This window comes from Phenylobacterium soli (assembly GCF_003254475.1).
Classification (GTDB): domain Bacteria; phylum Pseudomonadota; class Alphaproteobacteria; order Caulobacterales; family Caulobacteraceae; genus Phenylobacterium; species Phenylobacterium soli.
In genome coordinates this window covers 2132706-2159143 of sequence record NZ_QFYQ01000001.1, presented here as the reverse complement: position 1 = coordinate 2159143, position 26438 = coordinate 2132706, and the positions used below count along the sequence as shown (strand labels likewise).

Sequence of the window (26438 nt, the reverse complement as noted above, 5' to 3'; positions counted from 1 at the left end):
TCAGGCCGCGAGCCGTGAACAGCTCAGAATTATACTCCAGCCTGCCGAGTCAGGTCGACAGCCCGCCAAATCATTACCCGAAACGCGCGGCGATGCGGGCGGCGAGCGCGTCCCTCACGTCCCTGTAGGCCATGAGCCGAGCCTCCCGCGAGCCCTCCGCAAGCGTGGGATCGAAGATCGGCCAGTATTCGATTTCGGCCGCCCGGCCGCGCGCGAGTTCCACGGCCCGATGCTGCGACTCGGGCGTGAACGAGATCACCAGATCGAAGGAATCGTCCTGCAACTCATCGAACGTCTTGGCGCGATGCTCGGACAGATCGCAGCCAACTTCGCCCATCACGGCAGCCGCGAACGGATCGATGGCGAAGGCGTCCTCGCCGTCGGCCAGCGCCGGATGCCTCAGGCCACAGCTGTCGACATAGATTCTCTGCCCCGCGACGCGCTTCAACAGGGCCTCCGCCATGGGCGAACGCACGCGGTTGAAGTTGCAGGCGAACAGCACCGCCGCGGGCCTGCGCGCCCCCTCCTCACTGGGCATGGCGTTTCAACCCCGCCAGTGCAGTGCGCAGATCAGGGTGAAAAGGCGGCGCGCCGTGTCGAGGTCGGTCTCGATCTTTCCTGTGAGGCGCGTGCGCAGCAGGTCGGAGGCTTCGTTGTGCAGGCCGCGGCGCCCCATGTCCAAGGCCTCGATCTGGGCGGGGGTCGAATTGCGGATCGCCTCGTAATAGCTCTCGCAGATCATGAAGTAGTCTTTGATCAGGCTGCGGAACGGCGAGAGCGAGAGGATGTGCTGCTTCTCGTACCCCGGTCCGCGCACGTCCAGCAGCAGGCGATTCTCGACCAGGCCCATCTTCAGCTCGTAAGGGCCGCCGTCCGCGCCCTCGGGCCTGAAATAGTTCTCCTCGAGCAGATCGAAGATTGCGATCTGCCGCTCCTGCTCCTGGTCGCGCGAGACCGCCGCGAGGGAGTCCTCGTCGAGCTCGACCTTCTCGAGGCGATGTGTCTTGCGGTCGTCGTCGGCCATGGCGTCCGGACTGCGGGTCTGACCGGTGCTTTATGGCATTCTGGCCCCTCGCGTCATCACGCCGCCGCCACAGGCATAGAAAAAGCGCCCGGCGTGGGACGCCGGGCGCTGCGATTCATCGGGTTCTGATCAGTAGCCGTAGGCGTACCGGGCGTTGTCGGGCCGGATGTAGTCCTCATGGACGTAACCCATGCCCACGCCGTTACGGCCCACCAGGATCCAGTCGGTCCCACGGACGTGGGCCATGGCGTCCACCCGCTCGCCACCCTTCAGCTTGCCGACATAGCGGCTCGAGAAGTCGGGGGCGGCGCGCAGGCCGAAGTCACGGTTGATCACCGACAGCTGGCCCATCCGGCTGAACCGCGCCGGCTCGATCTGCGAGGACAGGCGATAGCCCCCGCTCACATAGGTCGCAAACCGGTCCTCGCGATCATACCTGGCGCGCTGAGCGGGATCCTGGTGCTGCATCTGGCAGCCGACGGCCGAGCCGGCCGCCGCGCCGACGGCCGCGCCGACGACGGTCCCGGTGGTGCGGTTATGACCGGAGACGCTGTTCCCCAGCAGGCCGCCCAGAGCCGCGCCGATCAAGGCGCCCGCCTCCTGCTTGCCGCCCTGGGCCGAGCAGGAGGTGACCCCCGCTTGCGCTGCGGGGGCGGTGAACGCCGCCGCGCCGGCGACGGCGACGGCGGCAGCGATCATGGATTTGGTCTTCGAAGTGCGCATCTCGGCTCTCCATCGTCTGAATTCGATGGAGGCACCTTATGTGGCCCAGCCTGAACGGGCGCCGGAACGACGCTGACAGCTATTGTTCAGCTTCGTGGACGGCTGTTCAGCTTCACTGCCCCATGCGGATCGCCGCGGACCGCGCGTGCGCGGGCAGTCCTTCCGCCTCCGCGAGGGCCACGGTGGCCGGCGCGAGGGCGGCGAACGCCGCCTCGTCGCACTTCACCAGGGAGGTGCGCTTGATGAAGTCATAGAGCGACAGGCCCGAGGAGAAGCGCGCCGCGCGGCTCGTCGGCAGGACGTGATTGGATCCAGCAACGTAGTCGCCGATGGCTTCGGGCGCGAGGCGGCCCAGGAAGATGGCGCCCGCATGCCGTACCCGATCGGCCAGCTGCTCAGGTTCGGCGACGGCGAACTCGACGTGCTCCGGCGCGATGAGGTCCACGAGGCGCGGCACTTCGTCCAGCGGCGCGATCACCACCGCCCCGTGGTCCCGCCACGATGCGGCAGCGGCCTCACCCGTCGAAAGGCTGGAGAGCTGGGCCTGCACTTCCGCCTCGACCTGCCCTGCGAAGGCCTCGTCATCGGTGATGAGAATCGATTGGGCGGCGGGATCGTGCTCGGCCTGGGAAAGAAGGTCCGCCGCGATCCACTCTGGTCGGTTGGCCCCATCGGCGACGACGACGATCTCGGAGGGGCCGGCCAGCGCGTCGATGCCCACCGCGCCATACACCCGCCGTTTGGCGGCCGTGACGAAGGCGTTGCCCGGGCCGACGATCTTGTCCACCGGACGGATCGGACCCGCGCCATAGGCGAGCGCCGCCACCGCCTGGGCGCCGCCGACGCGCCAGATCTCGCTGACTCCGGCTTCCTTCGCCGCCGCGAGCACGGCAGGCTGCAATCGTCCTGGCGGCGTGACCATGGCGATCCGCGAAACCCCGGCGACGGCGGCGGGCACGGCGTTCATCAGGACGGTGGAGGGATAGGCCGCGCGGCCGCCCGGCACGTAGATTCCGACCGCCTCCAGAGGCGTCCAGCGCCACCCGAGCTCGACGCCCGCGGCATCGGTGAAGCGTTGATCCGCGGGACGTTGGCGTTCGTGGTAGGCGCGGATGCGGGCCGCCGCGAAGGCTATCGCCTCGCGCACTTCGACGTGGCAGGCCTCCGCCCCAGCCTCGATCTCCTCGGCGGAGACACGGATCGAGTCCGCATCCAGCTCCACCTTGTCGAACTGCCGCGCTAGGCGAAGCAATGCCTCCAGCCCTTCGGCCCGGACCGAGGCGATCACCTCGCGTACGACGGCGTCGACCTCTTCAGGCGTCTCGCGACGCTCTTCGACGAACGCGGTGAAGGCGGCTTCGAAACCGGGATCTATGAACTTGAAGCGGCGCATGGCGGGCGCTCTTTACCCGCCCTTGCCCGCGAGCGCCATCGCGGCGCGCCCTCAGACCTCGTGAGCTGGCTTGCGCGGCGTCCGCCAGGGCGTCGAGACATCGGCCAGCACCGCCTCGACGCATTCTACATTGGCGCGCAGGTCGCCGCCCCCCGCGAAGCTCAGGGTGACGGCGCCGCCCGGCGCCTCGCCCGGCGTGAACGTCATCGCCAGCAGTTCAAGCACGGCGCTCTTGGCGCCCAGGCGGATCTTGCGCGTCTGAACGCCCAGCACCCCGGCAAGCTGGAGCCCGGCCCGGACCCGCTCGCCTCCGCCAGCTTCCCAGCGGTACCGGTTGAAGGCGATCGTCAGGCGTTTGGCCTTGGCCTCGTAGACGATGTCCCCAACCTTCAGGACGGCGTCCTGCATGGCCGCGGAGATGACCTCGAGATCCTCAGGATCCTGGGCGAGAAGTCGAAGCGGCTTGGGCTCGGCCATGTCCGTCTACTCTTCCTCGTCCCCGCCCTTGATGCGCCGGATCTCGGCGCCACAGGCGCCGAGCTTCTCCTCGAGCCGCTCGAACCCGCGATCCAGGTGATAGACGCGGTTCACCACCGTCTCGCCGCGCGCGGCGAGGCCCGCGATGACCAGGCTGACGGAGGCGCGCAGGTCGGTGGCCATCACCTGGGCGCCTTCCAGCGCCTCGACGCCCCTCACCCGCGCCTCTCCCCCCGAGACCGAGATATCGGCGCCCAGGCGGCCGAGCTCCGGGGCGTGCATGAAGCGGTTCTCGAAGATGGTCTCGCGGATCACGCTCTCGCCTTCGGCCAGCGTCATCAAAGCCATGAACTGGGCCTGGAGATCCGTCGCGAAGCCCGGATAGGGCGCGGTGTCGATCTCCACGGCGCGCAGACGGCGGCCGTTGCGCTTGACGGTCAGGCCATCCGCATTCGCCGTCACCTCGACACCCGCCTCCACCATCTTGTCGATGAGCGACTGGATCAGCTCGGGACGCGTACGCGTCAGGCGGACCTCTCCGCCGGCCATCGCCGCGGCGACCGCATAGGTCCCGGTCTCGATGCGGTCGGCGATCACCGCGTGGCTGGCGCCGCTCAGACGGCCGACGCCCTCGATCTGGATGGTCGAGGTCCCCGCCCCCGACACCTTCGCGCCCATCGCGTTGAGGCATTCGGCCAGGTCGATCATCTCGGGCTCCTGAGCCGCATTGACGATCTCGGTGTCACCCGCCGCGAGAACCGCAGCCAGCATGGCGTGCTCGGTCGCACCGACCGAGACGATCGGGAACTCGATGCGTCCGCCCTTCAGCCCCCGCGGCGCCTGGGCGTAGACATAGCCCTCATGCAGGTCGATGCGCGCACCCAGCGCTTCAAGGGCCTGGAGGTGCAGGTCCACGGGCCGCGCGCCGATGGTGCAGCCCCCGGGCAGGGAGACCTTCGCCTGGCCGGTCCGCGCGACCAGCGGGCCCAGGACGTTGAACGAGGCGCGCATCTGCCGGACCAGATCGTAAGGCGCGATGGCGCTGACGATCTCCTTGGTGCGCAGCAGGGTCTCCGGCCCGTCCTCGCCGACCGATTCGACGACCTCGGTCCCGAGCCTCTGCAGCAGCTTGCCGAGGAATCGGGTGTCGGCCAGCCGCGGCATGTTGGTCAGCCGCAGGGGCTCTTCCGTCAGAAGGCTCGCCGCCATCAGCTTGATGGCCGAGTTCTTGGCGCCGCTGATCGGGATTTCCCCCTTCAGCTGTGCGCCGCCGGTGATGGCGATGCGATCCAAACCTGATCCTTCGAAATGACCGCGTTCTCGTCGCAACGCGGGGGCAGCGCAGATGCCGTTTATCTAGCGTGGGCGCTCGCCCGCGCAAAGGGTGGCCTCAGTCCTCGTTGTGAGGCGATTGGCCAGCTGCAGGTCTGTCCGCGCGTGGCGAATCGACCTTCCGCCGCCGGAGATTCGCGCGGAGCGCTTGCGCGAGCCTGGCCTCGCGATCGGTCGGCGCCGGCCTCTTCTGATCGTCGCCCTTGCCCATGGCGCTGAGGTGCGGCGAGGCGTGCAGCCCGTCAAGAGCCGCGTGCAGCGATTGGGGCTTCACGCCGGCCTCTCGTTTGGCTATAGCCCCCGCCTCGCCTTTCGCCGCCGTAGCTCAGTGGTAGAGCGCATCCTTGGTAAGGCTGAGGTCGGCAGTTCAATCCTGCCCGGCGGCACCATCTTTTCAATGACTTAGGTCATTGGCTCCGAGCGCTGAAGCGCCCCAGTAAGCACATAGTAAGCGCTCGGAGCCGTAGAAAATCGCGGAATCGTGAAGGATCGGCGGCCTCCGGCAGAGTGCCGAAGAGGCGATGCCGCCCTGACCTGATCGGCGAGCCGCTGATTTTCGATGGAATCCGCTCTCCGCCTTGAGCGACACCGTGGGACGCGGCCGATAGGGAGCGAGAGCGCGCCCGGCGTCACTCAGGCCAGGCGACTTTGCGGTTGGTCTTGCGTTCCGCGCGGTTCCAGCTGACGCCCCCAGCCAATCCGCGCCCAGAGTCGCTCGTGCAGGAAGTAGAGCGCGGTCGTGTAGACGCTGCTGGCGATCATGAAGCCGGCGGCCAGACGCCACTTGCCCGTGAGCAGGTAGATCGCCGCCGCATCGGCGCACATGACGACCAGTCGATAGGTGATGGCCTTCACGAGGGAGCGGCGCCCCGACGTCACCGCCGCGGCGGCGTGCGCATCTGATCTACCGGCGAGGTCCCACATAGGTTAAAAGTTAGTCCCCATCTGCGCATTAGCCTTGCGTTGGCTCAAGCCGGGCGCTCGCGACTGTCAGCTCGGCAAGGCTGCGCCCACCAAGCTCCTGAGCTGATAGTGGGTGCGGAAATCGTTTGCTCCGATCCTTTTCCGCTGTCGGAGACGTGCTCGCATGCTCACGCGACGTAGGACGATCGTTGCAGGTGGCTCGCTGATTGCGGGGTCGACACTCTTTGGGGCGCCGAGCGGCGCCCAGCCAGGTCGGTTCACCACCCCGCTGCCCGTGCCGCCGCTGATCGATGCCCAAGCCCAAGGCAATTCGATCCGGCTTGTGGCCCAAACCGGTCGTCATGCCTTCGTGGAGGGACGGCCGGTCGCAACTTACGGCTACTCAGGCCCCGTTCTCGGGCCAACGATACGGATGCAGAGTGGCGCGCAGGTCGATGTGGCGATCGAGAACCGCATCGACACCGACACCATCGTGCATTGGCATGGGTTCCTGATCCCAAGCGAACGCGACGGCGGGCCGCACGATCACATCGCTCCCGGTGAGACGTGGCGGCGCGTGCTGCCCGTTCAGCAGCCGGAGACCACCGCCTGGTACCACCCGCACCCCCATCGAGACACGGGGCGCCAAGTCTATTTCGGAATGGCGGGCCTGGTGCTGATCGAAGACGGCTCCGGCGCGCGCCTCGACCTTCCGCGAACCTATGGCGTGGATGATCTGCCGTTGGTGCTGCAGGATCGTTTGTTCGATGGGAACGGCGACCTGATCTACCCCGCGAACCCGATGACGGTCATGCAGGGAGCGCGGGGCAATACAATCATCGTCAACGGCGCAATCGCGCCCATCGCGCGCGTCCCCGCCGGCCTGGTGCGGCTGCGGCTGCTGAACGGGTCGAACGCGCGCAACCTCGACCTGGGATTTGACGACGGGCGGCCACTTCATGTGATCGCCTCGGACGGCGGGTATCTGGGTTCGCCTGTCAGCATGACCCGCCTTCTGATCGCGCCCTCTGAACGTTTCGAGATCCTGGTCGACTTTTCCGACGGGCGTCCCGCCGTGCTGCAAACGGGTCCCGATCCCTTCCCACCGATGATGGGAATGATGATGGGGCGCGGGCAGAGCGCCGCAGGCGACATCATGAGTTTCGCACCAGATCGCGACCGCCCCGGCGCGAAGCGCAAAATTCCGTCCACGCTCGTCGATATGCCAGCCGCGGCCCCGAGCGCTCAACTTCTCCGACGGCGGTTCGCGCTCAACGACATGGGCGGGATGATGGGCGGGATGGGCGGAATGATGGGCAGGGGCATGATGGGGGGAATGATGGGCGGCGGCATGATGGGCGGCGGCATGATGGGCGGCGGCATGATGGGCATGGGGCGCGGCGGGTCTGGTCTCGGCATCAATGGCCAGTCGTTCGACATGCAGCGGATCGACGTCGCAGTGGCCCTGGACTCGCGTGAGGTGTGGGAGGTTTCCGCCCAGTCGATGGCGCACCCGTTTCACGTCCACGGCGTCCAGTTTAGGATCCTGTCACTGGACGGCGCCGCGCCGCCCCCGCATCTGCAGGGTTGGAAGGACACCGTCCTCGTCTCGCGGTCCGCCGAACTCCTGATCCATTTCACCCAACCGGCGCTGCGAGCCCATCCCTTCATGTTCCACTGCCACATCCTGGAGCACGAGGACGCGGGCATGATGGGACAGTATGTCTGCGCCTGACCGTCGCCCCGCGTTTCGCCACCCAAAGCTGTCAACAACACGCCCACGCTGACCGAGGTCAACGCGGGAGCGTTCGCACGCGAATAATTTCCTCGTAGATCTCGCGGTGTGTCCTGCGCCAGAGATCAATCGAAGGAGTGGCAACGATGCAGTTGCACATCCGCGACCTCACCGGTGGCGCGCTTGCCGCCGTTCTGGCGGCCTTCAGTCTCGTGCAGGCCTACGCCCAACCCCAGAACCCCGCCCAAGACCAGCCCCCCGCGCAGGTCCAGGCCCCTGCTCAGTCGCAACCCTACGGGAGCTACGGTTATGGCGGCTACGGCTATGGTTACCCTGGCATGATGGGCGGTCGCGGCATGATGGGCGGCTACGGCCCGGGCATGATGGGGGGCTACGGTGGCGGCATGATGGGCGGCTATGGCCCAGGCATGATGGGGGGCTACGGTGGCGGCATGATGGGCGGCTATGGCCCAGGCATGATGGGTGGTCGCGGCATGATGGGCGGCTACGGCCCGGGTGTGGGTGGTTACGGTTACGCACCGGGTAGCGGCCCCGGGCAGATCTCCGCGAGCGATGTGAAGACTTATCTCGAGCGCTGGATCGCCACCAACGGCAATCCCCATTTGCGGGTCGGCGCGATCACTCAGCGCGACGCCAACACCATCGTCGGCGACGTCGTCACATCGGACAAGGGCGTGCTCGTTCAGCGCTTCGCCTTCGACCGCAACACCGGCGCGGCTCGCAGCGTCCAGTGACGCGCAGTCCGTTTGGACCCAGCACCGCGACCGGGCGGTCGATGTGAAACCCGCTGAGCGGAACGACCTCTGCCTTGATCGGCCGCATCATGGAACGCTGGAGGCTCGCACACCCCGCCACAGATGGCGTCATTGGCGTCAGCTCAGCGAGGAGCGCCGATCACGCAAGGCCTTTGGAAGGCCCGCAAACGCTGCATCCATGTAGCCGGCGGAGCGCGTCGCGTGAAAAAGAGACGGTCCCTGGCCTCAATTGCGGCCACCGGTCCGATGGCCTATGCCGCCGAGCGACCGCGCCCCGGACCCGACTCAGCTCTGTTTAGGATGCCCGCAACGCCCTGCCCTCACCTGCACGCCGAAGTCGCTATGCGCGTTCCGTGGCCGCTGCTCTAGCCGAGGTGCAGCGTCGCGGTGAGGCGTGTGGCGACCAAGTGGACCGGAGCCGCGCCATCGGACGTTCGAGATCCGGCCGACCGGTGAAGGTATGACGTGATCTCCGGCTCCAGCCCTACGCGCGTCTCGAAATCACGGGGCGTTCGAGTCGGCGCTATGCCAGAAGGCGGAGCGCAGGCCTCCGCTCGTTTTCAACGATTTCGGGGTCTGGCTTCACGGCGCAGGGCGAAAAACGCCGCGCCGCGGCTGCGCCACCGCTCGATCGTCTCCGGTTCCGTCTCAGCCATGGCTTCCAACAGGGCGCCGGCAAGGACGTCGAGCTCCAGCGCCCCGGCGCCGATCGTCTCCACGAGTTCCCCAAGGCGCATCACCATGCGGGCCCGCACTGTGGCCGATCGGTTCTGCAGGACGCGGAGTTCAGCTTCGAGATCTCGCGGCTTGCGCACCTACTCCTCCTATCGCGGCGCCCTCCGACCCGTCCCAGTTGCCAGGTAAACGGCGCGCGATGGGCTGCTGGACGGCCGAGGCGCCAAGCCGAGCCGCCTCACATCAGGGGATCGAGACTCGGAGGCCCCTTCAATGAAGCTCGGCTAGAAGCGCCGCTCGAACTCCACAATGATTTTCGCCTGACTGTCGGCCTCTTGCCGCGCCGCGCTCACCGACTTGAGCCAGCCCGCATCGACCACGACATCCACCGGCAGGAACTGGGGCTTGCCCTCCCACTTCAGCTGAGGACCGACGTAAGCGCCTTGTGCACGCGAGAGGAACCCGTGATCGTCTCCGAAGTCGCCGATAGCCTCGGCGCCGAGGCGCAAATTGCCGATCGTGCGCCAAGTGAGCGACGTGGCGTAGCCGTATGACGCAAATCCCTCGCCATTCGGTGCTCCGAAGGGCCGCTCAACGATGAAGTTGAAGAGGCCCTGAAATCGCCCCGCGGTCTTGGCGAGCAGAAGCTTGGCCTCACCTTCGTCGTTTTCCCCGTGCAGCCCCTTCTTGTATTCGAGATAGAGCCCGGTATCGACGTCGACCTTGGGTATCTGCCCAAGATACATCACCCCCTCCAGGCCAAGTCCGACCAGCCGGTCGCCTTCGCCAGGCGCGCGCTCGATCTGGCCGAGCAGCGCGAGGCTGACCCGATCATTCAGGCCGTATTCGCCCTCGACGATGAAGGTCCTGGCGCCCTTGAGCTCACCCGGCCCTAACTCCTGGCCCCAGCGGGTCTCAAACTCGAGCGTGTGGTTTTCGATGTAGGGGTCGTAGACCTTCTCATCGAGCCGTGGGTCGGCCCAGGCCGGGGCTGACATGGCCGTCAGGCCGACCGCCCAAACCCACGCGAACCTCTTGATCAGGCCCTTCATCCGCCGCCCCTCTTGCAATTGCACATCGTTCGCATATTTCCTATTGCGAACGCGTGTCAATTGCGAAATCATGAAGGGGATGGCTAAGCTTGCCCTGTCGCGGGACCAATCAGTTGAGGCAGATCAAATGCGGTCTAGATTCGGCGCTCTAATCGCTGCGCTTGCCCTCGCGAGCGCCGCGGGCGTCTCGGCCGCTGCTCCGCCCGAGCCGGCGACCGTGACCCTGACCTTGAAGGATCATCGTTTCACGCCCTCGGACTTCAGCGTGCCGGCAGGGCAAAGGGTTCGCATCGTCCTGATCAATCAGGACCTCGCCACGGAAGAGTTCGACAGCCACGATTTGAGGACGGAGCAGTTGGTCACGCCCAAGGGGAAGGTCAGCTTCTTCATTGGCCCCCTGAAGCCTGGCGAATACAGCTTCATGGGTGAATTTCATGCCGCGACGGCTCAGGGCAAAGTGACCGTGGGCGAAGGGCGTTAGATTATGCTGGCCGCAGCGCTGATCGTATTCCGCGAAGTCCTCGAAGCCGGATTGATCGTGGGCGTCATCCTCGCCGCTACGGAAGGTGTCGCTGGCCGGAGCCGCTGGATCGCCGGCGGTGTCGGCGGAGGGGTGATCGGGGCGGCGCTCGTGGCGCTTTTCGCTCAGCAACTCTCGAATGCATTCGCGGGCTCGGGCCAAGCCCTGTTCAACGCTGCGATCCTCGTTGCGGCGGTCCTGATGCTGAGCTGGCATGTCGTGTGGATGTCACGCCACGCCCGCGAGATGGTTCGGGACATGAAGAGCTTGGGCGGCAAGCTCTCCGCCGGAGAGACCACGCTGCTGGCCATGGCGACGGTCGTAGCGGTCGCGGTGTTGCGGGAAGGCGCCGAGGTCGTGCTGTTCCTGTTTGGCGTCGCCTCGGCCGGATCCGCCGACCCGACGGCTATGGTGGGCGGCGGCCTGCTGGGGCTCGGCGGCGGCGCTGCGGTTTCCTGGCTGATCTACCGAGGCCTGCTCGCCATCCCCACGGCGAAACTGTTCTCGGTCACCAATGGCCTGGTCGCGCTCCTCGCCGCGGGCATGGCTGGGCGTGCGGCGGTGTTTCTCGTCCAGGCGAATTGGATTCCGAGCCTTGGAGATCAGCTCTGGGACACCTCATTCATCCTTCCGGACGACACCCTTCTCGGCCGCGCTTTGCAGACCCTGGTCGGGTATTCTGATCGCCCGATGGGCGCCCAGGTCGCCGCCTACCTGCTTGTTCTCGCGGTCCTGATGACGGCAGGCCGCCTGGAACGCCCGGGTCCCCACCGCGCCGAGGCTGAAAACAACAGCGCTGCCTGACCGGCCCTGCCGGCTCCAATTCGCACGCCGTCGAAAGAACTGTCACGCCCTCAGCCGGCCACAAGGCGGTCTAGGCCCTTGTGGTGTCGCCTAAGGCGTCTCCCCGCCGGATTGGCGCTTGCTCCTCCAGCGACTGGAGGCTTTAGGGTCTGCCTGTGGAGATCCGCCACGCCCGAGCCGACCTGATGAAGGCGGACGAAGACTAGCCTTCCCACACGCGCGGGTTGACCAAGGTCAAGGTACAGGCGTCCGAAGGCCAGTAGGTTTCCACTCGATCTTGCGACGCATTAGGCCCGCGAGGTGAGACGGAGCGACAGCGATGCAGTTGAAGACGCGTTTCCTCGCCGGCGGCGCCCTCGCAGTTGTTCTGGCGACGGTCAGCCTGGTTCAGGCACAAGCGCAGGCCCAAACCCAGTCCTCGCCCCCGGCGCAGCCTTCCCCGGGCTACGGATATGGCTACGGCTGCCCGGGCGGCTACGGCATGATGGGTCCCGGGATGATGGGCCCGGGCATGATGGGCTATGGAATGGGCCCGGGGATGATGGGTTACGGGTATGGCAGCCCCGGGCAGCAGGGCCGCCTGAACCTCTCCGTCAACGACGTTCGCACCTATCTGGAGCGTTGGGTGGCGATGAACGGCAATCCTCATGTGAAGGTCGGCGCCGTCGCCCAGCGCGACGCCAACACCATCGTCGGCGACATCATCACCAAGGACGGAGGATCGCTCGTTCAGCGCTTCGCCTTCGACCGCACGACCGGCGCCCTTCAGAACGTCCAGTGATCTCATGTGGTGCGGCGGTTCTCTGATCGGATGGGGAATGCCGATGTTCGGTCTCTTTCCACTCCTGCTGCTGATCGCGGTGATCGTCGGCGCGGTGATGCTCGCCCGCTCGGCGGGGCGCTCGCGGACCGGCGGTCCGAGCCGCCCCCCTTCTGCGCTCGAGCTCCTCAATGCGCGCTATGCACGCGGGGAGATCGGTCGTGACGAGTACTTGCGGACCCGGGCCGACATCGGCGCGGGCTCGCCGCAGCCAGGAGCGCCGACATGAACTACTATTTCGCCAAGACCCTGGCCGCCAACTTCGACGAGGCGATCGACAGGACGCTGGAGGCGCTGAAGGCGGAAGGCTTCGGCGTCATCTCGGACATCGACGTGAAGAACACCTTCAAGACCAAGATCGGCATCGATTTCCGCAACTACCGCATCCTTGGCGCCTGCAACCCGAAGATGGCGCACGAAGCCTTGCTGCTCGAGGACAAGGTGGGGACTATGTTGCCCTGCAACGTGGTGGTCCAAGAGCGCGGTCCCGCCGAAACGGAAGTGGCGGCGATCGACCCGGTCGCCTCGATGCAGGCGATCGACAATCCGCGTTTGAAGGAGACGGCCGAAGAGGTCCGCGCGCGGCTGCGACGCGTTATCGAGCGCCTCTGAACTCAGGCGGATCGGCGCGACGGCGCGCGTCGGTTCGTTCAACGCGCGGGGCGCACCCATCCCGAGCGTCGCTCGGCGAGGCGCGCGGCGATCCGCGTGATCGAGCGGCCAGGATCATAGGCACGAGGGCATAGCCGCGCCCCGCCTCCGCGCGCTGACATCATCGACGACGCGGAACGCAGAAAGCAGAATGCAGAACGATGAACCAGGGTACACCCGTGCTTGGCACGTTCTCTGTAAGTGCAGACGGTCTTGACCCTCTAGCGACTAGAGAAGGTATCCATACCGACCGGCATGGAGGTCCTCCCCCACCCTATTGCGGGAGGGCGGACGCAGCGAGGGCATTCGCGTGGATGTGGCTGAAGCGTCTCGATCGGCTTGTTGCCACGACTCCGGCAGCATCGCACCGTCGTCGGGCGGACGTTCCTTCAGGATCCGGGGAATGGACTGCGCCGAGGAAGTCGCCACGCTGCGCGAGGTGCTTGGACCGGTCGTCGGGGGAGAGGATCGCCTTAGCTTCGACGTCCTGAACAGTAGGATGAACATCGCTGACGCGGCGGCGCAGATTCCAGACGAGGCGATTATCCGAGCGGTCCGCGCGACCGGGATGGCGGCGACACCGTGGACCGCCACCCGCCCCGACGGCGGCGACGCCGACCGACGGCGGCAAGAGGTCTGCACGATCGGGAGCGGCGCGCTCGTCCTCTTGGGAATGGCGCTGCACGTTTGGTCTTCCGCAGACTTCGCCTCGGCGCTTCGACTCTTCATCGAACACGCCGGCGAACCCACGCCTTGGCCGGAGATCGCAGCCTATCTGACCGCGATCTTGCTCGGGGGCTGGTATGTCGCGCCCAAGGCGCTCTACGCCGCGCGGCGGCTGCGCCCCGACATGAACCTTCTCATGGTGATCGCCGTCGCGGGCGCGGCGGGCATCGGCGAGTGGTTCGAAGCCGCGACGGTGGCGTTCCTGTTCTCGCTTTCGCTGACGCTGGAGAGCTGGAGCATCAGCCGCGCCCGCCGGGCGGTCGCGACCTTGCTGGACCTCGCCCCGCCAAGCGTGCGGCTCCTGCGGCCGGATGGGTCTGAGGCCGTCACGCCGGTCGCGGAGGTGCGGCCGGGTGAGCGCTTCGTGGTCGCGGGCGGCGAACGGATCGCCCTGGACGGCGACGTCATCGCTGGCGTCAGCACGGTCAACCAGGCGCCGATCACGGGCGAGAGCGTCCCCGTCGAGAAGGGCGTAGGGGCTCAGGTCTTCGCGGGCACAATCAACGGCGACGGCGCTCTGACGGTGGAATCGACCCGGGCCGCGGGCGACACCACCCTCGCCCGCATCATCCAGCTGGTTCAGCAGGCCCACACGCGCCGGGCGCCCACGGAACAATGGGTCGAGCGGTTCGCCCGAATCTACACCCCGACGGTCATGGCCATGGCCCTGGCGGTGTTTCTGGGGCCGCCACTGGTGTTCGGCGGAGCCTGGGCCGACTGGTTCTACCGCGCGCTGGTGCTGCTGGTGATCGCCTGCCCCTGCGCGCTGGTCATCTCGACGCCCGTATCGATTGTTGCCGCGCTGGCCTCCGCCGCGCGGGCTGGCGTGCTGATCAAGGGCGGGGCGTACATCGAGCTTCCGGCGCGATTGCGGGCGGTCGCCATGGACAAAACCGGGACGATCACCCGTGGCGCTCCGCAGGTGGTCTGTGTCATCCCCCTGGCCGGTCACTCCGAGGAGGAGCTTCTCGCGCGTGCGGCCGCGCTCGAGGCGCGCTCCTCCCATCCGCTGGCGCGGGCGATCGTCGACTATGCAGGCATGCGGGAGGTTCCGCCCCAGGCTGCAGACGACGTCCAGGTCCTGAAAGGCAAGGGCCTGAGCGGTCGATTCGACGGCCGAGACTTCTGGCTGGGCTCCCACCGCTATGTAGTCGAGCGGGGCCAGGACCACGCCGAACTCGCGGAGCGCGTTCAGCGCCTGGAAGCGGACGGCAAGACCGTCATCGTCATCGGAAATGGACGCCACGTGTGCGGCCTCATCGCCGTCGCCGATACGGTTCGCCCCGAGGCACGCCAGGTCATCGCCGAGCTTCGCGCCGCCGGCGTGGCGCACGTCGTCATGCTAACGGGCGACAACCAGGCGACGGCGAACGCCATCGGCCACGAGATCGGCGTGGACGAAGTCCGGGCCGAGCTGCTGCCCGAGGACAAGGTGGCCTGCATCGAGGATCTGGTGAGCCGCTATGGCGCTGTGGCGATGGTCGGGGATGGCGTGAACGACGCGCCTGCGCTGGCGCGCGCCAGCCTCGGCGTGGCCATGGGCGCGATCGGCAGTGATGCGGCGATCGAAACCGCCGACGTCGCCTTGATGAGCGACGATTTGTCGAGGCTCCCGTGGCTGATCCGCCATTCGCGCCGGACCTTGGGGGTCATCCGGCAGAACGTCGTCTTCTCGTTGGGGGTGAAGGCCACGTTCTTCATCCTGACGCTGTTCGGCATGGCCAGTCTCTGGGGCGCGATCGCTGCCGATGTCGGCGCCTCGCTCCTGGTCGTGCTCAACGCCTTGCGCCTGCTGCGGGCGACGCCCTCCCCAAGCGCGCTCGGCGCAACCGAACGCCCGCCGCCAGCGCGCGGCGGCGAGGGGCTGCGGCCGCCCCATTCACCCCAGTTTGTGGATCAGAGTCATTCGCCCACCCCACATCCCCAAGGAGGCGTACATGAAGTTGACCATACGGCAGTTGGTCCCGGCGATCGCCCTTGCTGCTCTGATGGCCGCGACAAGCTCAGCCGTCAGCCAGCCGTCAGGCGCGTATAGTTCGCCCTGGGTGGGGTGCTGCGGCATGCGGCCGTGGCCCCAGGCCCCCGGGGGCTACGGCGGCGGAATGATGGGGGGGGTACGGCATGGGCCCCGGCATGATGGGGGGCTATGGGACAGGGTCCGGCATGATGGGCGGCAGCATGGCGCGCAACCGCGCGGCCATGATGGGCGGGGTTCCGGCCCCCTACGCTAACCTTCGCAACCCCCTGCCTCAAACGGCGGAGACCGTTCAGCATGGCGGCTCGGTCTACGCCGCCAACTGCGCCTCGTGCCACGGCGTGACGGGATACGGAGACGGCCCCGCCGCATCCAGCTTGAACCCGCGCCCGGCCAACCTGGCCTGGCTCTCGCGTATGCCGATGAGCCGGTGGGATCCGTTCATGTACTGGACGGTCGCAGAGGGCGGCGCTCCGTTCGGCAGCGCGATGCCGAGTTTCAAACAGGCGCTTTCGAAGGACGATATCTGGTCGGTGATCGCCTACGTCCAGGCGCGGCTGCCGCAGACCGCGACCTCGAAGTAGCGACCTCGCCGACGCTGATCTCGCTGCGTGATCGCGCCGCTACCGTTGGAATCGGGCGAGCCTCGCAAGGGCGCTTGCCAGCCCTGCGCCACGTGCGCCGGCTCAACATGGCAGGGGACGTCGCCACGCGCCAACTGATCCGTTGCATGGGCGATCCCGTCGCCGGAGCTCGACGATGAGGTCAGCTGTGGATCGGTTGTCGAATTGCGCAGCCATCCGCACGCGCCGGCCGACTTTGAAACCCCTTGCAGCTTCGCGGACGTGGCGCTGCTGACTTTCGAATTCTGGCTCGCCGGACGAGACCAGGCGGCGCTCTTACGCGGAGGGTCTGCCGCTTTGGCGACGGCAGTGGCCGGCTCCATGGAGCCTGCGCGGCAGTGCATCAATGCTGGATGTGGAGTCGTACTCCGATCACGTTAGCCGGCCCTCGATCTCGGTTGTAAGCCGGGCGCTCGATCAGCTGATCATCGAGGCTGAGCGTCACGTCCTTGAGCACGGAGAGGCTGTAATATGCCTCTACGATTTCCTCGGTCCCTGGGTGCGGCAGGCGGCCGTCACCGACGAGGATACCTAACCCGCCAGCGTTCAGGTAACGGTGGCCAGCCGATGAAAGCCGGTTCACCACCACAGCGACGCCGAAGGTGTCGTCCTTACGGCCCCACGCGCCGCCGACGATGGACAATCCCGCCTGCGCAGTCTGGTCAATGTCAGTGTACTCATAGGACTCGTAACGCCCATCCGCCCAGCCCAAGCGGGCAAACACGCCGATGCCGTTCGCGACCTCTTGTTCCAGATTCAAGTGCACTCCAGGGCGGCTGCGATAGCGGCGCACAAGTGAGATGTCGGGCGTTACGCCTGGGGTTTCAGCCAACCGGACCGCATCGTCATAACGTCCCATCCGGCCACGGCTGAGAAAGCCGGTTACGCGCAGCGCGCCGGGACGACCGCGAAGCGAAAACCGCCGCTCCGCCTCGGCGACAATTTGGAATTGGCTGAAATCATGCGTCAGCTCCGCGTTATTGGGCACAATCGAAAGGTCGAACACACCGACCCGCCAAGCCCAGTCACCCCGGTAAAGTTCAGTGGCCAGCCCATAGGTGTAGCCCCAGGCATCTGCGGCGTAGTCGAAACTGCCAGCGTCGATGAGCGACCAGTTTAGAAAGTCATGGCGCGCATCGTGCGCATATTTATTCGTATCGAATACGTCGGTGACGTTCAGCTTTCCCGCGGCGACGACTAACCTGTTCTTAGCCCGCGCGCCGCCGAGCTGATTGACGTCAGCGTCAACATTCTCCTGTTCACCCCCCAAATCGATGGTCTGCCGGAGGAACACACGCGCGATGCGACCATAAGCATGGGCGCGGCCGACTTTCGCCCCATCGCCATTCACGTATCCGGCCACGCCGACTGTGTTGCTCGGCGCATAACCCTGGTACATTTCAAGGTTGGCCCAGAGCTCCGCGCCCGACCACGGCCGCACACCGAGATAGAGGGTTGCATCAACCGTGTTGCCCGACCCGCCTTGTGATCGGAAACTGTTCGCCCCCTGATAGGGACTGTGGAACCGGCCGTAATGCTGCAGGATGTCGGTTCCCTGCAGATGAATCGCGAAGCGCTCGGGCGGCGATGCATCACCTTGCTCCGCCCTTTGCGTTTCGGGTGACGGGCTTTCCTGTTTCGGCTGCGGCTCGGGCTGGCTTCGCGCGTTCGTTGCCGGCGCCACGATCAAAAGGGCGGCGACGATGGCGAGGAGCTGCAGTGGGGGGCTCGGCACGGGGCGTCCTTCGGCCAAGATTGGGTGATGTTGTACGAGCGGCTCAGCTCTGCCCGATGGCGGCCATCATGCCAACCATCGTTGATCGATCTTTCGTTCAGAGCGACCCGACATATCCTCGGAGTAGCGACCGACAACCTCTGGCCGGCTGACCGGAAGCGTTCACCCCAAGCGCATCTTATGTGGGCATGCAGGACTACAGCTTTGATCTTCGAAGCCGGTCCTGCCGCCCCGTTTAGACGTCAGTGATAAGCACGCGGCTTGGGGGACGGGCATGGCTGAGAGTCGTCGGCTGCGCAGAGCCTTACCCGCTCGCCTTCGGTCAAGCTCCAGCGGGTCGCAAAGACATAGACGGTGCAGTCGGGCCGATTCGCCAAGTTCACGCCTGTACGAACTGATTCTACGACACGACCCGAAGAATCGAGGCGCTCCAGGCGCAGGGAGCGCGGCGCGGTATAGCCGGGCCAATCGCGGCAGGCCCAGCCGAGAAACCGCAGGCCCTCGGGACGCACCATCGCGGCCGGTCGTTGGATGCTGAAGCCGCCGGCCACTTCGCTCAGGATCGACTGATAAGTCGGATGTGGGAGCATCAGACAGCTGGTGAGGCCCAGGGCGCCCGCCGAGCTCCAGAGTACATTCCAGAGCTTCGTCGAAAGGCGCCGCCTCAGGTTGGGAAGGTGGCCCATGGTCCCAGCGCGCGCCCTCCGCATCGCGGATTCTGGCGGTCCGCAGGAAGACGCGGTCACGAGCAGGGTGCTGCTGTCAACCAAGGTGGCTTGCTGTCTGCGTCTAAACCACGTGCGCTGGCTCAAGATGGCAGGGAACGTCGCCTCGCTCCAACTGGACCGTGGCATGGGCGATGCCGAATCGCCGCTGGAGCTCGGCGGCGAGGTCTGCTGTGAATCGGTCGTCGATTTGCGCGTCGATGCGCACGAGGTGCGCCGTCAAGGCGGTGAGCGTCGTGCTGAGCGGCCATATGTGCAGGTCGTGCACTTCGGAGACGCCAGGAAGGCTGCGCAGGAACGCCGCCACCTCGTCGGCATCGATCCCCGCGGGCACCGAGTCGATGGCCAGGGCGATCGAGTCCTTCAACAGGCCCCAGGTGCCGATGGCCACGACGACCACGACGCCTAGGCTGACCACCGGGTCGAGCCAGAGCCAACGGGTGAACAGAATGACCAACCCTGCAACCACCACCCCGGCGGAGACCGCGGCGTCAGCCGCCATGTGGAGAAAAGCGCCCCGCACGTTGATGTCGCCTTTGCGGCCGCGCATGAAGAGGAGCGCTGTCGCCCCATTGATGCCGATGCCGATGGTCGCCACGACCATCACGGTCATCCCATGCACCGGCTGGGGGTCCTGGAAGCGGCGGATCGCTTCCCAACCAATGGCGCCGATGGCCACCAGGAGCAGCATGGCGTTGGCGAGCGCCGCCAGGACCGTGGTCTGGCCGTAGCCGTAGGTGCGCTTGGCGGTCGGGCGCCGCCGCCCCAGCCATGCTGCGCCCCAGGCCAGCAGGAGCCCGGCGACGTCGCTGAGATTGTGCCCGGCGTCCGCCAGCAGGGCCAGGGAGTTGGCGAGCACGCCGAACACAGCTTCGATCGCCACGAAGGCGATGTTCAGGCCGACACCGATGGCGAACGCGCGATCGAATTTGGCCGGCCCGTGGGCGTGGCCGGGTCCGTGCGCATGGCCCGTTGCGTCATGTCCGTGGTCGTGGTCGTGGTCGTCCATGGGCACGGGTCTCATCGGAGGCGACCCAAGTCGCCGCAGCTTCCAAAATGCAGCGCGGACGGTCCCGGTTGCGCCGGCGCGCCGGGAGCGGCGGAAGCATCGGCCGGCGCATCATCGCCGGCTTCTGCCATCCTGGCTCCGAACCGATGGACACGACCGCTCCCGGTCGGCGACGCACACACGCACGCGCTCCCCAGGGCCCAAGGTCCACGAGGTCGGGATGTTGTAGATCGAGCACTCGGGATTTCGGGAGAGAGATACGCCAGCTTTGTCATAGTCGATAACCTCCCCGGAGCCATTGATCCGCTCGACACGCAGCGCTCGCGGCGAAAACAGGCCGACGCCTGATAATTCGCGGCAGATCCAGCCGTGAAATCGAAGCCCCTCCGGATCAACGATGGCGGCCGGCCGCTGAATCGAAAATCCGGACGCAGGGATGACCTCGCTCTCGACCGTTTGGTATCGGGGTCGCGCGAAGCTGACGCAGGCGCTCAGCGCAACGGGAACGCCGAACGCCAGGAGACAGGGAAGCAGGCGCGGGGTTTTCATCGCGCCCTCACGAGCGGCGCGGCGGGTGCCCGCCGTAGCGGACCACCTCCACCTTCTCGAACGTGACCAGGCCGATGTCCGGCAGATCGTCGAGCTGATGAACAAAGGCGTGCAGCTTCGCTTCATCGTCGACCAGCTCGATCACGACCGGCAGGTTATCGCGAAGATCGAAGGGCCGGTGCGCGTGCAGGCGCGCAGATTCGCCAAAACCCATGCGTCCGCGCAACACGGTGGCGCCGGCCAGATGGGCGTCACGGGCGCGACGGACGATGATTTCGACGAGGGAGCGATCACCGACCAGGGCGTCCTGGTCGGTGTAGATCCGCATCAAGACCGCTTGGGTGGGAGTCTTCATCGAATGGCGTTCCTCGTTTCGTTAGGCGGGTCCGAGCCGCCGTGACGGGAAAGGGAGCCGCCGGAGTGCGGACCGCATGGCGCGGCGGCTCCCGAAAGATCAGGGGCGATGCGGCGCAGGTTTGAGCGGTTGTTCCTCCCTAACGGGACGAGGTCTGGCGAACCGACGGAGGATCAGCTGGGCGATGGCCGGGAGCACGATCAGCGTCACGGCGGTCGCCGTGATCAGCCCACCGATCACCACCACGGCCAACGGCTTCTGCACCTCAGCGCCGGTGCCATGCGCCAGCGCCATGGGGATGAAGCCGATCGCCGGCACGAGACCGGTCATCAGCACCGGCCGGAACCGCTCGACCGCGCCTTCGTAGATCGCCTCCGCCACGGGCCGGCCGTCGTCCAGCCGCTGGCGGATGCTCGACATGACCACCAGGCCATTGAGCACGGCGACGCCGGCAAGGACGATCAGGCCCACGGCCGCAGAGATCGAGAAGGTGATGCCGCTGAGGGCCAAGGCGAAGATGCCGCCCGAGAGCCCCAACGGAATGGCCGCAAACACCGCCGCCGCCGGCGCGAAGCCGCCGAGCGCCATGAAAAGGATCAGGAAGATCAGCACGAAGCAGATCGGCACGACGACGCCAAGCCGGGCGGTCGCGGCCTTCAGGTTCTCATACTGGCCGCCCCAGCTTAGGTACGAGCCTGACGGAAGCGGGACCGCCTCGACCTTGGCGCGCGCCTCGTTGACGAAGGAGCCGATGTCCCGCCCCCGGACGTTGACCTGGATCACCACGCGACGCTTGCCGTTTTCGCGGCTGACCTGGTTGAGGCCGTCGGTGAAGCGAAGCTCCACCAGCTGGCGAAGCGGTACGGATTGCCGGGGCTGGCCCTCGGCGCCCGGCAGCATCACCGGCATGGCGCCGATTGCGTCGATATCGTCGCGCTGGGCGGACGGCACGCGCACGACGATGTCGAACCGCCTGTCGCCCTGGAAGATGTTGCCGGCTTCGCGCCCGCCAATTGCCGCCGCCACCGTATCGGCGACCTCCTCGACGGTGAGCCCCAGGCGAGCGATGGCCGCCCGGTCGAGCTTGACGTCGAGGGTCGGTGCGCCGGCGGTCTGCTCGACGCGGACGCCCTGGGCGCCCGGGATCGACTGGAGCACCTGGCCGATTTTGGCGGCCGCCGCGCTCATCTTCTCCAGGTCGTCGCCGTAGAGGTTGATGGCCACGTCCCCGCGCACCCCGGCGATGAGCTCGTTGAAGCGCATCTGGATCGGCTGGGTGATCTCGTAGCTGTTGCCGAGCAGCGGGCTCACCTTCTCGAGGATCCGGTTGGTGACGTCCTCCTTCGTCCGCACGCCCTCGGACCAGTCGCGCTTCGGCTTGAGGATGATGAAGCCGTCCGACTGGTTTTGCGGCATCGGATCAGTCGCCACCTCGGCGGTGCCCGTCTTGGAGAACATCATCTCCACCTCCGGCACGGACGTGACCGCCCGCTCGATCTGCTCCTGCATCGCCTTCGACTGCTCGATGGACGTCGAGGGGATGCGCATCGCGCCGAGCGCCACGTTCTTCTCGTCGAGCGTGGGGATAAATTCCTGGCCCAGCGTCGTGAACACGACGGCGCTCACCAGGAAGACCGCGAGCCCGCCGCCGATCGGCAGCCACGGCCGCGCGATCGCACGCTGCAGCAGGGGCTCGTAGCGGGCTTTGAGCCTCTGGAGGAACCGGACTTCCGTTTCGGCCACCTTGCCGCGCATGAGGATCGCGACCATGGCCGGCACGAAGGTGAGCGACAGGACGAAGGCCGCCGCCAGCGCCAGCATGATGGTGATCGCCATCGGCGAGAAGGTCTTGCCTTCCGTGCCGGCGAACATCAGCAGCGGCGCGAACACTAGAAAGATGATCGCTTGGCCGTAGACGGTGGGCCTGATCATCTCCTGCGAGGCGTGAAGGACGGTCTCGAGCCGCTCCCGCAAGGCGAGGAGCCGGCCCTCGCGATGCTGCCGCCCAGCGAGCCGGAGCAGGCAGTTCTCGATGATGATCACCGTCCCGTCGACGATCAGGCCGAAGTCGAGGGCCCCGAGGCTCATCAGATTGCCTGGGACCTTCACCGCGTTCATGCCGATGGCCATCATCAGGAAAGAGAAGGGGATCACCAGCACCGCGATCAGCGCCGCCCGCACGTTCCCCAGCAGCAGGAACAAGGTCGCTGCGACGAGCAGCGCGCCTTCGGTCAGGTTGCGCTCCACCGTGGCGATGGTGGCGTTCACAAGGACCGAACGGTCGAGCGCCGTCTTCACCACCACCCCTGGGGGAAGGGTCTTCTTTACCTCCTCCAGCTTCTGACCGACCGCCTTGGCGACGGTCCGGCTGTTCTCGCCGATTAGCATCAGCGCCGTGCCGGCGACGACCTCCTGGCCATTCTTGGTGGCGGCGCCCGTACGCAGGTCGCCGCCGATGCGCACGATCGCGACATCCTTCACCGCCACCGGCACGGTCTGCCGCGTGGCGACAACGGCGTTGGCGATCTCGTCCAGCGTCCGCACACGCGCGTCGGCCCGCACCAGGTACGCCTCGCCGGCGCGCTGGATGAAGTTCGCGCCCACCGAGAGGTTCGCCGCCGCCAGAGCCTTGGCGAGGTCCGCATAGGAGACGCCATAGGCGGCCAGCTTCGCCGCATCGGGCTCGACGACGTACTGTTTCTCGTAGCCGCCGATGGAGTCGATCCCGGCGACGCCGGCCACCGTGCGCAGCTGCGGCCGGATGATCCAGTCCTGCACGGTGCGCAGATAGCCGGCCTGAGCGACCGAGTCGGAGAGCCGCTCGCCCTCCGGCGTGAGGTAGGAACCGTCGCTCTGCCAGCCCGGCGCGCCGTCCCGCGCCGTCCCGCCCTTCCCGCCCGGCCGAGCAAACTCGACCGTGTACATGAAGACTTCGCCGAGACCGGTCGTGACCGGTCCGATCTGCGGCTGAACGCCCTCGGGCAGGCTGTCGCGGGCCTGGGCCAGACGCTCGGCCACCTGTTGCCGGGCGAAATAGAGGTCGCTGCTGTCCTTGAAGACGGCGGTGACCTGGGAAAAGCCGTTGCGCGAGATCGAGCGCGTGCTCTCCAGGCCCGGAATGCCCGCGAGCGCGGTCTCCACGGGGAAGGTCACCCGCTTTTCCATCTCGATCGGCGAGAGGGCCGGATCGACCGTATTGATCTGCACCTGCTTGTTGGTGATGTCCGGCACGGCGTCGATCGGCAGCTTGCCGAGCTGCCACACGCCTACGGCGGCGACGAGGAGGGTGATGAAGAGGACGTACCAGCGCGCCTTCACCGCCAGGGAAAGAAGTTGCCCGATCATGACCTGAGGCCTCCGGCGCTACGGGTCCGGCTCATTCCTCGTCCTCCGCGCCCTTGCCGAGTTCGGCCTTGAGGAGGAAGGCGTTGCGGGTCGCGACGGCGTCCCCCGGCTTGAGACCCGCGAGCACCTGGACGCGGCCCCCGCTGCGCGCGCCCAGGGTGACCGGCTGCACCCGGAACCCCTTGGGCGTGCGGACGAAGACGGCGTCGCGCCCTTCGACAGTCTGGGCCGCCTCCTCCGGCACGATGATGCCGCCGCTCGTGGTGCGCTGCGCGGATATCCGCGCGCGGACCGTCTGCCCAGGCGTCAGCGCGCCGCCGCCGCCGCTTTTCAGGGCCAGAACGACCGTCGCCGAGCGGGTCTCCGGGCTGAGGCTGGGCGTGACGGAGCGCACGACCGCAACGCGCGTGCCGCCGGACCCCGTCTCGACCACGGCGGCGTCGCCCGGCTGCACCCGCTGGGCGTCCGCGGCGGTCACCGCGGCCTCCACCTGGATCTTGGCTGGATCGGCGACCCGGAAGAGCTCGGTCTCCGGCTGCACGAAGGCGCCGAGGCTCGCGGTCGTCGCCGTGATGCGGCCGCCGATCGGGCTCACCACCATGACGTAGCGGCCGTCCCGAGAAACGTCGGCGGCGCCCACTGCGGCGTTGGCGGCGCGGGCCTCGGCCTCGGCCGAGGCCAGCTCTGCCTGGGCGGTCTCCATGTCCTGACGGGGGCTGACCTTCTGCTCGTAGAGCCTTCGCTCTCGGGCGTAGACCTTGCGCGCGAGCTCGGCCTTCGCCGCCGCGGTGCTGCGCGCTGCGGCGATCTGCGACGCCTCCCGGCTTTCGACGAGCGCGAGAACCTCGCCGGCGCGTACCGGGTCGCCTAGGCGCTTGGTGATCCGGCTGATAGCGCCCGCCGCGCGCGCGGTCAGGACCGCCTGCCCGCCCGGCTCGGCTGCGACCGTGGCCTGAGCCATGATCTCGGACGCCAGGCCGCCCACGGAGACGGGCTCGACCTTCACGCCCGACGCGGCGATCCGGGACGTGTCCAGTTGGAGAGCTGCGGACGCCGGCTTCTCCGCCTCGGCAGATGCCTCGGGCGGCGCCGATTTGGGCGTTGTCAGCTTAGCGGCCGCGAAGCCCAGGCCGGCTGCGACGACAAGGGCCGCGCCGGCCACCAGGCCGCGGCGACTGGAAAGCGGGTAGGACTTGCGGATCATGGAGCGGCTCCGAAGGGCGCGCGGCCTTGCAGCCGGGCGAGCGCAGCTTCCGCGCGCACGCGCGCAAGTTGGGCTTCGAGGGTCTGGGTGCGGGCGTCGGCCAGGGCCCGCCGGGCGGTGTTGAGCTCGATCAAGGAGGACTTGCCGGACTCGTAGGCGATCCGCGTCAGGCGATAAGCCTCCGACGCCGTCTGCTCGCCCTCGGCCGCGGCGGCCTCGCGCGTCCGGGCCGCGTCCACATTGAAGAGCGCGGTCCGAAGGTCGGCCTCAGCGTCCAGCCGGGCCGAGGCCAGCCGGGCCTCGGCGCCGGCGAGCTCGGCCTGCGCCGCGCTGATGTTCCCGCGGTTCTGGTCGAAGATGGGAATGGGGACGGAGACGCCGGCGACCAGAGCGGTCGATCCATCGCCGTTGAACCGCCGCACGCCGAGCGACGCTGTGACGTCGGGGATCGCCTTGGTCTTTTCCACCCGGACGCGGCGGGCCACCGCCTCGCGCTCGGCCTGAGCGGCGACGACCGACGGGACCGACAGCGGATCTATGTTCGTTTGAAGCCGCTGGCGGGATGGCCGCGACAGCAGGCTCTCGCTGAGCGAGGTGAACGGCGCCGAGGAGCCGGCCAGTGCGCTGAGCCGTGCGAACGCGCCCGCGCGGTCGGCCTCCGCGGAACTGAGCTCGGCCTTGGCCTGGGTCACCGTCGCCTGCCCCTGCAGGCTGCGCAGCTCCGCCTCCTTGCCGGCCTCGACAAGGGCGCGCGCTGCGCGCAGGTCCTCCTGAGCAAGGCCCAAGGCGTCCATGGCGAGCTTCACCCGCCGATCGGCGACCTCGGCTTCCGCGTATGCGCCCGCCAGGTCATAGGCGTAATCAGCGCGGGATTGGGTGAGCTTGGCCTGGGCCGCGTCGACGGCCGCTCGGCCCGCGGCGATACGCGCGGGCCGCTTGCCGCCAAGCTCGATCGGTTGGCCCAACGACAAGGTCGTCTGGATCTGGTCAGCCCCCCGGCCTCTTGGATCGAAGTTCTCGACCTCGACTGACGCCTCCGGGTTGGGCCGCGCGCCGGCCTGGCGCGCGAGGCCTTCAGCCTGGCGGACCGACGACTCGGCCTCAGCTAGGCGCGGCGCACGGTCCCGGGCCTGGGCCAGAAGCTCTGTAAAAGGCGGCGCCGGGTCGGCGGCCGCGCTGCGCCCGGACGCCAAGGCGCCCAGGATCACAGCAGCGCTCGCGGCCGCGAGAAGCGGGCACCGGCGCGAATGGGCGATCATGATATCGTCTGTCCCCTGCAGTCAGAATCCGGGTCGCCGCACGGCGGC

At 67.4% G+C, this 26438-nt stretch carries 24 protein-coding genes and 1 tRNA gene; 10 read left to right on the top strand and 15 right to left on the bottom strand.

Annotated features, from left to right (window positions below):
• Positions 1-73 precede the first annotated feature (73 nt).
• The 6 genes from DJ017_RS10730 to murA all read right to left on the bottom strand — a co-directional run bounded on the left by DJ017_RS10730 (position 74) and on the right by murA (position 4910).
• On the bottom strand, positions 74-538 hold the full coding sequence (locus DJ017_RS10730) for an arsenate-mycothiol transferase ArsC (protein ID WP_111528719.1): 465 nt from the start codon (positions 536-538) through the stop codon (positions 74-76).
• Between the two features lie 6 nt (positions 539-544).
• A complete protein-coding gene (locus DJ017_RS10725) occupies positions 545-1024 on the bottom strand; it encodes a UPF0262 family protein (RefSeq protein WP_111528718.1) in 480 nt (159 codons plus the stop codon).
• A 129-nt stretch (positions 1025-1153) separates the two neighbouring features.
• Complete coding sequence (locus tag DJ017_RS10720) at positions 1154-1723, bottom strand: SH3 domain-containing protein (RefSeq protein ID WP_165830598.1); 570 nt, start codon at positions 1721-1723, stop codon at positions 1154-1156.
• Between the two features lie 136 nt (positions 1724-1859).
• Positions 1860-3140, bottom strand: a complete 1281-nt coding sequence (gene hisD, locus DJ017_RS10715) for a histidinol dehydrogenase (protein ID WP_111528716.1) — start codon at positions 3138-3140, stop codon at positions 1860-1862.
• A 51-nt stretch (positions 3141-3191) separates the two neighbouring features.
• On the bottom strand, positions 3192-3617 hold the full coding sequence (locus tag DJ017_RS10710; protein WP_111528715.1) for a DUF2948 family protein: 426 nt from the start codon (positions 3615-3617) through the stop codon (positions 3192-3194).
• A 6-nt stretch (positions 3618-3623) separates the two neighbouring features.
• Complete coding sequence (gene murA / locus DJ017_RS10705) at positions 3624-4910, bottom strand: UDP-N-acetylglucosamine 1-carboxyvinyltransferase (RefSeq protein ID WP_111528714.1); 1287 nt, start codon at positions 4908-4910, stop codon at positions 3624-3626.
• A gap of 353 nt (positions 4911-5263) precedes the next feature.
• Between murA and DJ017_RS10695 the strand changes: the two genes are divergently transcribed.
• Positions 5264-5338 (top strand) — tRNA-Thr (locus tag DJ017_RS10695).
• A gap of 244 nt (positions 5339-5582) precedes the next feature.
• Here the strand turns inward: DJ017_RS10695 and DJ017_RS10690 are convergent.
• The gene (locus tag DJ017_RS10690) at positions 5583-5873 is read right to left on the bottom strand and encodes a DUF2061 domain-containing protein (RefSeq protein ID WP_111528712.1); all 291 of its coding nucleotides are present in this window, start codon (positions 5871-5873) and stop codon (positions 5583-5585) included.
• A gap of 163 nt (positions 5874-6036) precedes the next feature.
• Here DJ017_RS10690 and DJ017_RS10685 point away from each other — a divergent pair, with 163 nt between their 5' ends.
• Together DJ017_RS10685 and DJ017_RS20635 are read left to right on the top strand one after the other, a co-directional pair.
• Positions 6037-7587 carry a multicopper oxidase domain-containing protein gene (locus tag DJ017_RS10685; RefSeq protein ID WP_111528711.1) on the top strand — a complete coding sequence of 517 codons (1551 nt, stop codon included), beginning with the start codon at positions 6037-6039 and terminating at the stop codon, positions 7585-7587.
• A gap of 146 nt (positions 7588-7733) precedes the next feature.
• The gene (locus DJ017_RS20635; RefSeq protein ID WP_193539998.1) at positions 7734-8342 is read left to right on the top strand and encodes a hypothetical protein; all 609 of its coding nucleotides are present in this window, start codon (positions 7734-7736) and stop codon (positions 8340-8342) included.
• Positions 8343-8923: 581 nt separating this feature from the next.
• Here DJ017_RS20635 and DJ017_RS10675 read toward each other — a convergent pair.
• Together DJ017_RS10675 and DJ017_RS10670 are read right to left on the bottom strand one after the other, a co-directional pair.
• Entirely contained in the window at positions 8924-9178 is a 255-nt protein-coding gene (locus DJ017_RS10675) for a conjugal transfer protein TraD (protein ID WP_133255447.1), read from the bottom strand.
• A 144-nt stretch (positions 9179-9322) separates the two neighbouring features.
• On the bottom strand, positions 9323-10090 hold the full coding sequence (locus DJ017_RS10670; protein WP_111528709.1) for a hypothetical protein: 768 nt from the start codon (positions 10088-10090) through the stop codon (positions 9323-9325).
• Between the two features lie 79 nt (positions 10091-10169).
• On the opposite strand from DJ017_RS10670, the gene DJ017_RS10665 reads away from it, so the two are divergent.
• From DJ017_RS10665 to DJ017_RS10635, 7 genes are all read left to right on the top strand, one after another.
• Positions 10170-10571: a cupredoxin domain-containing protein gene (locus DJ017_RS10665; RefSeq protein WP_227000105.1), complete on the top strand. Its 402-nt coding sequence runs from the start codon at positions 10170-10172 to the stop codon at positions 10569-10571.
• Between the two features lie 3 nt (positions 10572-10574).
• The gene (locus tag DJ017_RS10660; protein ID WP_111528707.1) at positions 10575-11414 is read left to right on the top strand and encodes an FTR1 family iron permease; all 840 of its coding nucleotides are present in this window, start codon (positions 10575-10577) and stop codon (positions 11412-11414) included.
• Positions 11415-11733: 319 nt separating this feature from the next.
• Positions 11734-12195, top strand: a complete 462-nt coding sequence (locus DJ017_RS20630) for a hypothetical protein (RefSeq protein ID WP_193539997.1) — start codon at positions 11734-11736, stop codon at positions 12193-12195.
• Between the two features lie 43 nt (positions 12196-12238).
• The gene (locus DJ017_RS10650; protein WP_227000104.1) at positions 12239-12463 is read left to right on the top strand and encodes an SHOCT domain-containing protein; all 225 of its coding nucleotides are present in this window, start codon (positions 12239-12241) and stop codon (positions 12461-12463) included.
• A complete protein-coding gene (locus DJ017_RS10645; RefSeq protein ID WP_111528705.1) occupies positions 12460-12846 on the top strand; it encodes a DUF302 domain-containing protein in 387 nt (128 codons plus the stop codon). The genes DJ017_RS10650 and DJ017_RS10645 overlap by 4 nt, the downstream gene beginning before the upstream one ends.
• Before the next feature lie 442 nt (positions 12847-13288).
• Entirely contained in the window at positions 13289-15646 is a 2358-nt protein-coding gene (locus DJ017_RS10640; protein WP_111528704.1) for a heavy metal translocating P-type ATPase, read from the top strand.
• An 86-nt stretch (positions 15647-15732) separates the two neighbouring features.
• Positions 15733-16170: a c-type cytochrome gene (locus DJ017_RS10635; RefSeq protein ID WP_111528703.1), complete on the top strand. Its 438-nt coding sequence runs from the start codon at positions 15733-15735 to the stop codon at positions 16168-16170.
• A gap of 382 nt (positions 16171-16552) precedes the next feature.
• Here DJ017_RS10635 and DJ017_RS10630 read toward each other — a convergent pair whose 3' ends face one another.
• The 6 genes from DJ017_RS10630 to DJ017_RS10605 all read right to left on the bottom strand — a co-directional run bounded on the left by DJ017_RS10630 (position 16553) and on the right by DJ017_RS10605 (position 26390).
• Positions 16553-17962 (bottom strand): carbohydrate porin, encoded by a 1410-nt coding sequence (locus tag DJ017_RS10630; RefSeq protein WP_227000103.1) that lies wholly within the window; start codon positions 17960-17962, stop codon positions 16553-16555.
• A 771-nt stretch (positions 17963-18733) separates the two neighbouring features.
• Positions 18734-19678, bottom strand: coding sequence for a cation diffusion facilitator family transporter (locus tag DJ017_RS10625; protein ID WP_227000102.1), 945 nt, complete (start codon positions 19676-19678; stop codon positions 18734-18736).
• Between the two features lie 556 nt (positions 19679-20234).
• On the bottom strand, positions 20235-20582 hold the full coding sequence (locus DJ017_RS10620) for a DUF190 domain-containing protein (protein WP_111528700.1): 348 nt from the start codon (positions 20580-20582) through the stop codon (positions 20235-20237).
• 99 nt (positions 20583-20681) lie between these two features.
• Positions 20682-23927: an efflux RND transporter permease subunit gene (locus DJ017_RS10615; RefSeq protein WP_111528699.1), complete on the bottom strand. Its 3246-nt coding sequence runs from the start codon at positions 23925-23927 to the stop codon at positions 20682-20684.
• Between the two features lie 31 nt (positions 23928-23958).
• Positions 23959-25131, bottom strand: a complete 1173-nt coding sequence (locus DJ017_RS10610; RefSeq protein WP_111528698.1) for an efflux RND transporter periplasmic adaptor subunit — start codon at positions 25129-25131, stop codon at positions 23959-23961.
• A complete protein-coding gene (locus DJ017_RS10605; RefSeq protein ID WP_111528697.1) occupies positions 25128-26390 on the bottom strand; it encodes a TolC family protein in 1263 nt (420 codons plus the stop codon). The genes DJ017_RS10610 and DJ017_RS10605 overlap by 4 nt, the downstream gene beginning before the upstream one ends.
• Between the last annotated feature and the right edge of the window lie 48 nt (positions 26391-26438).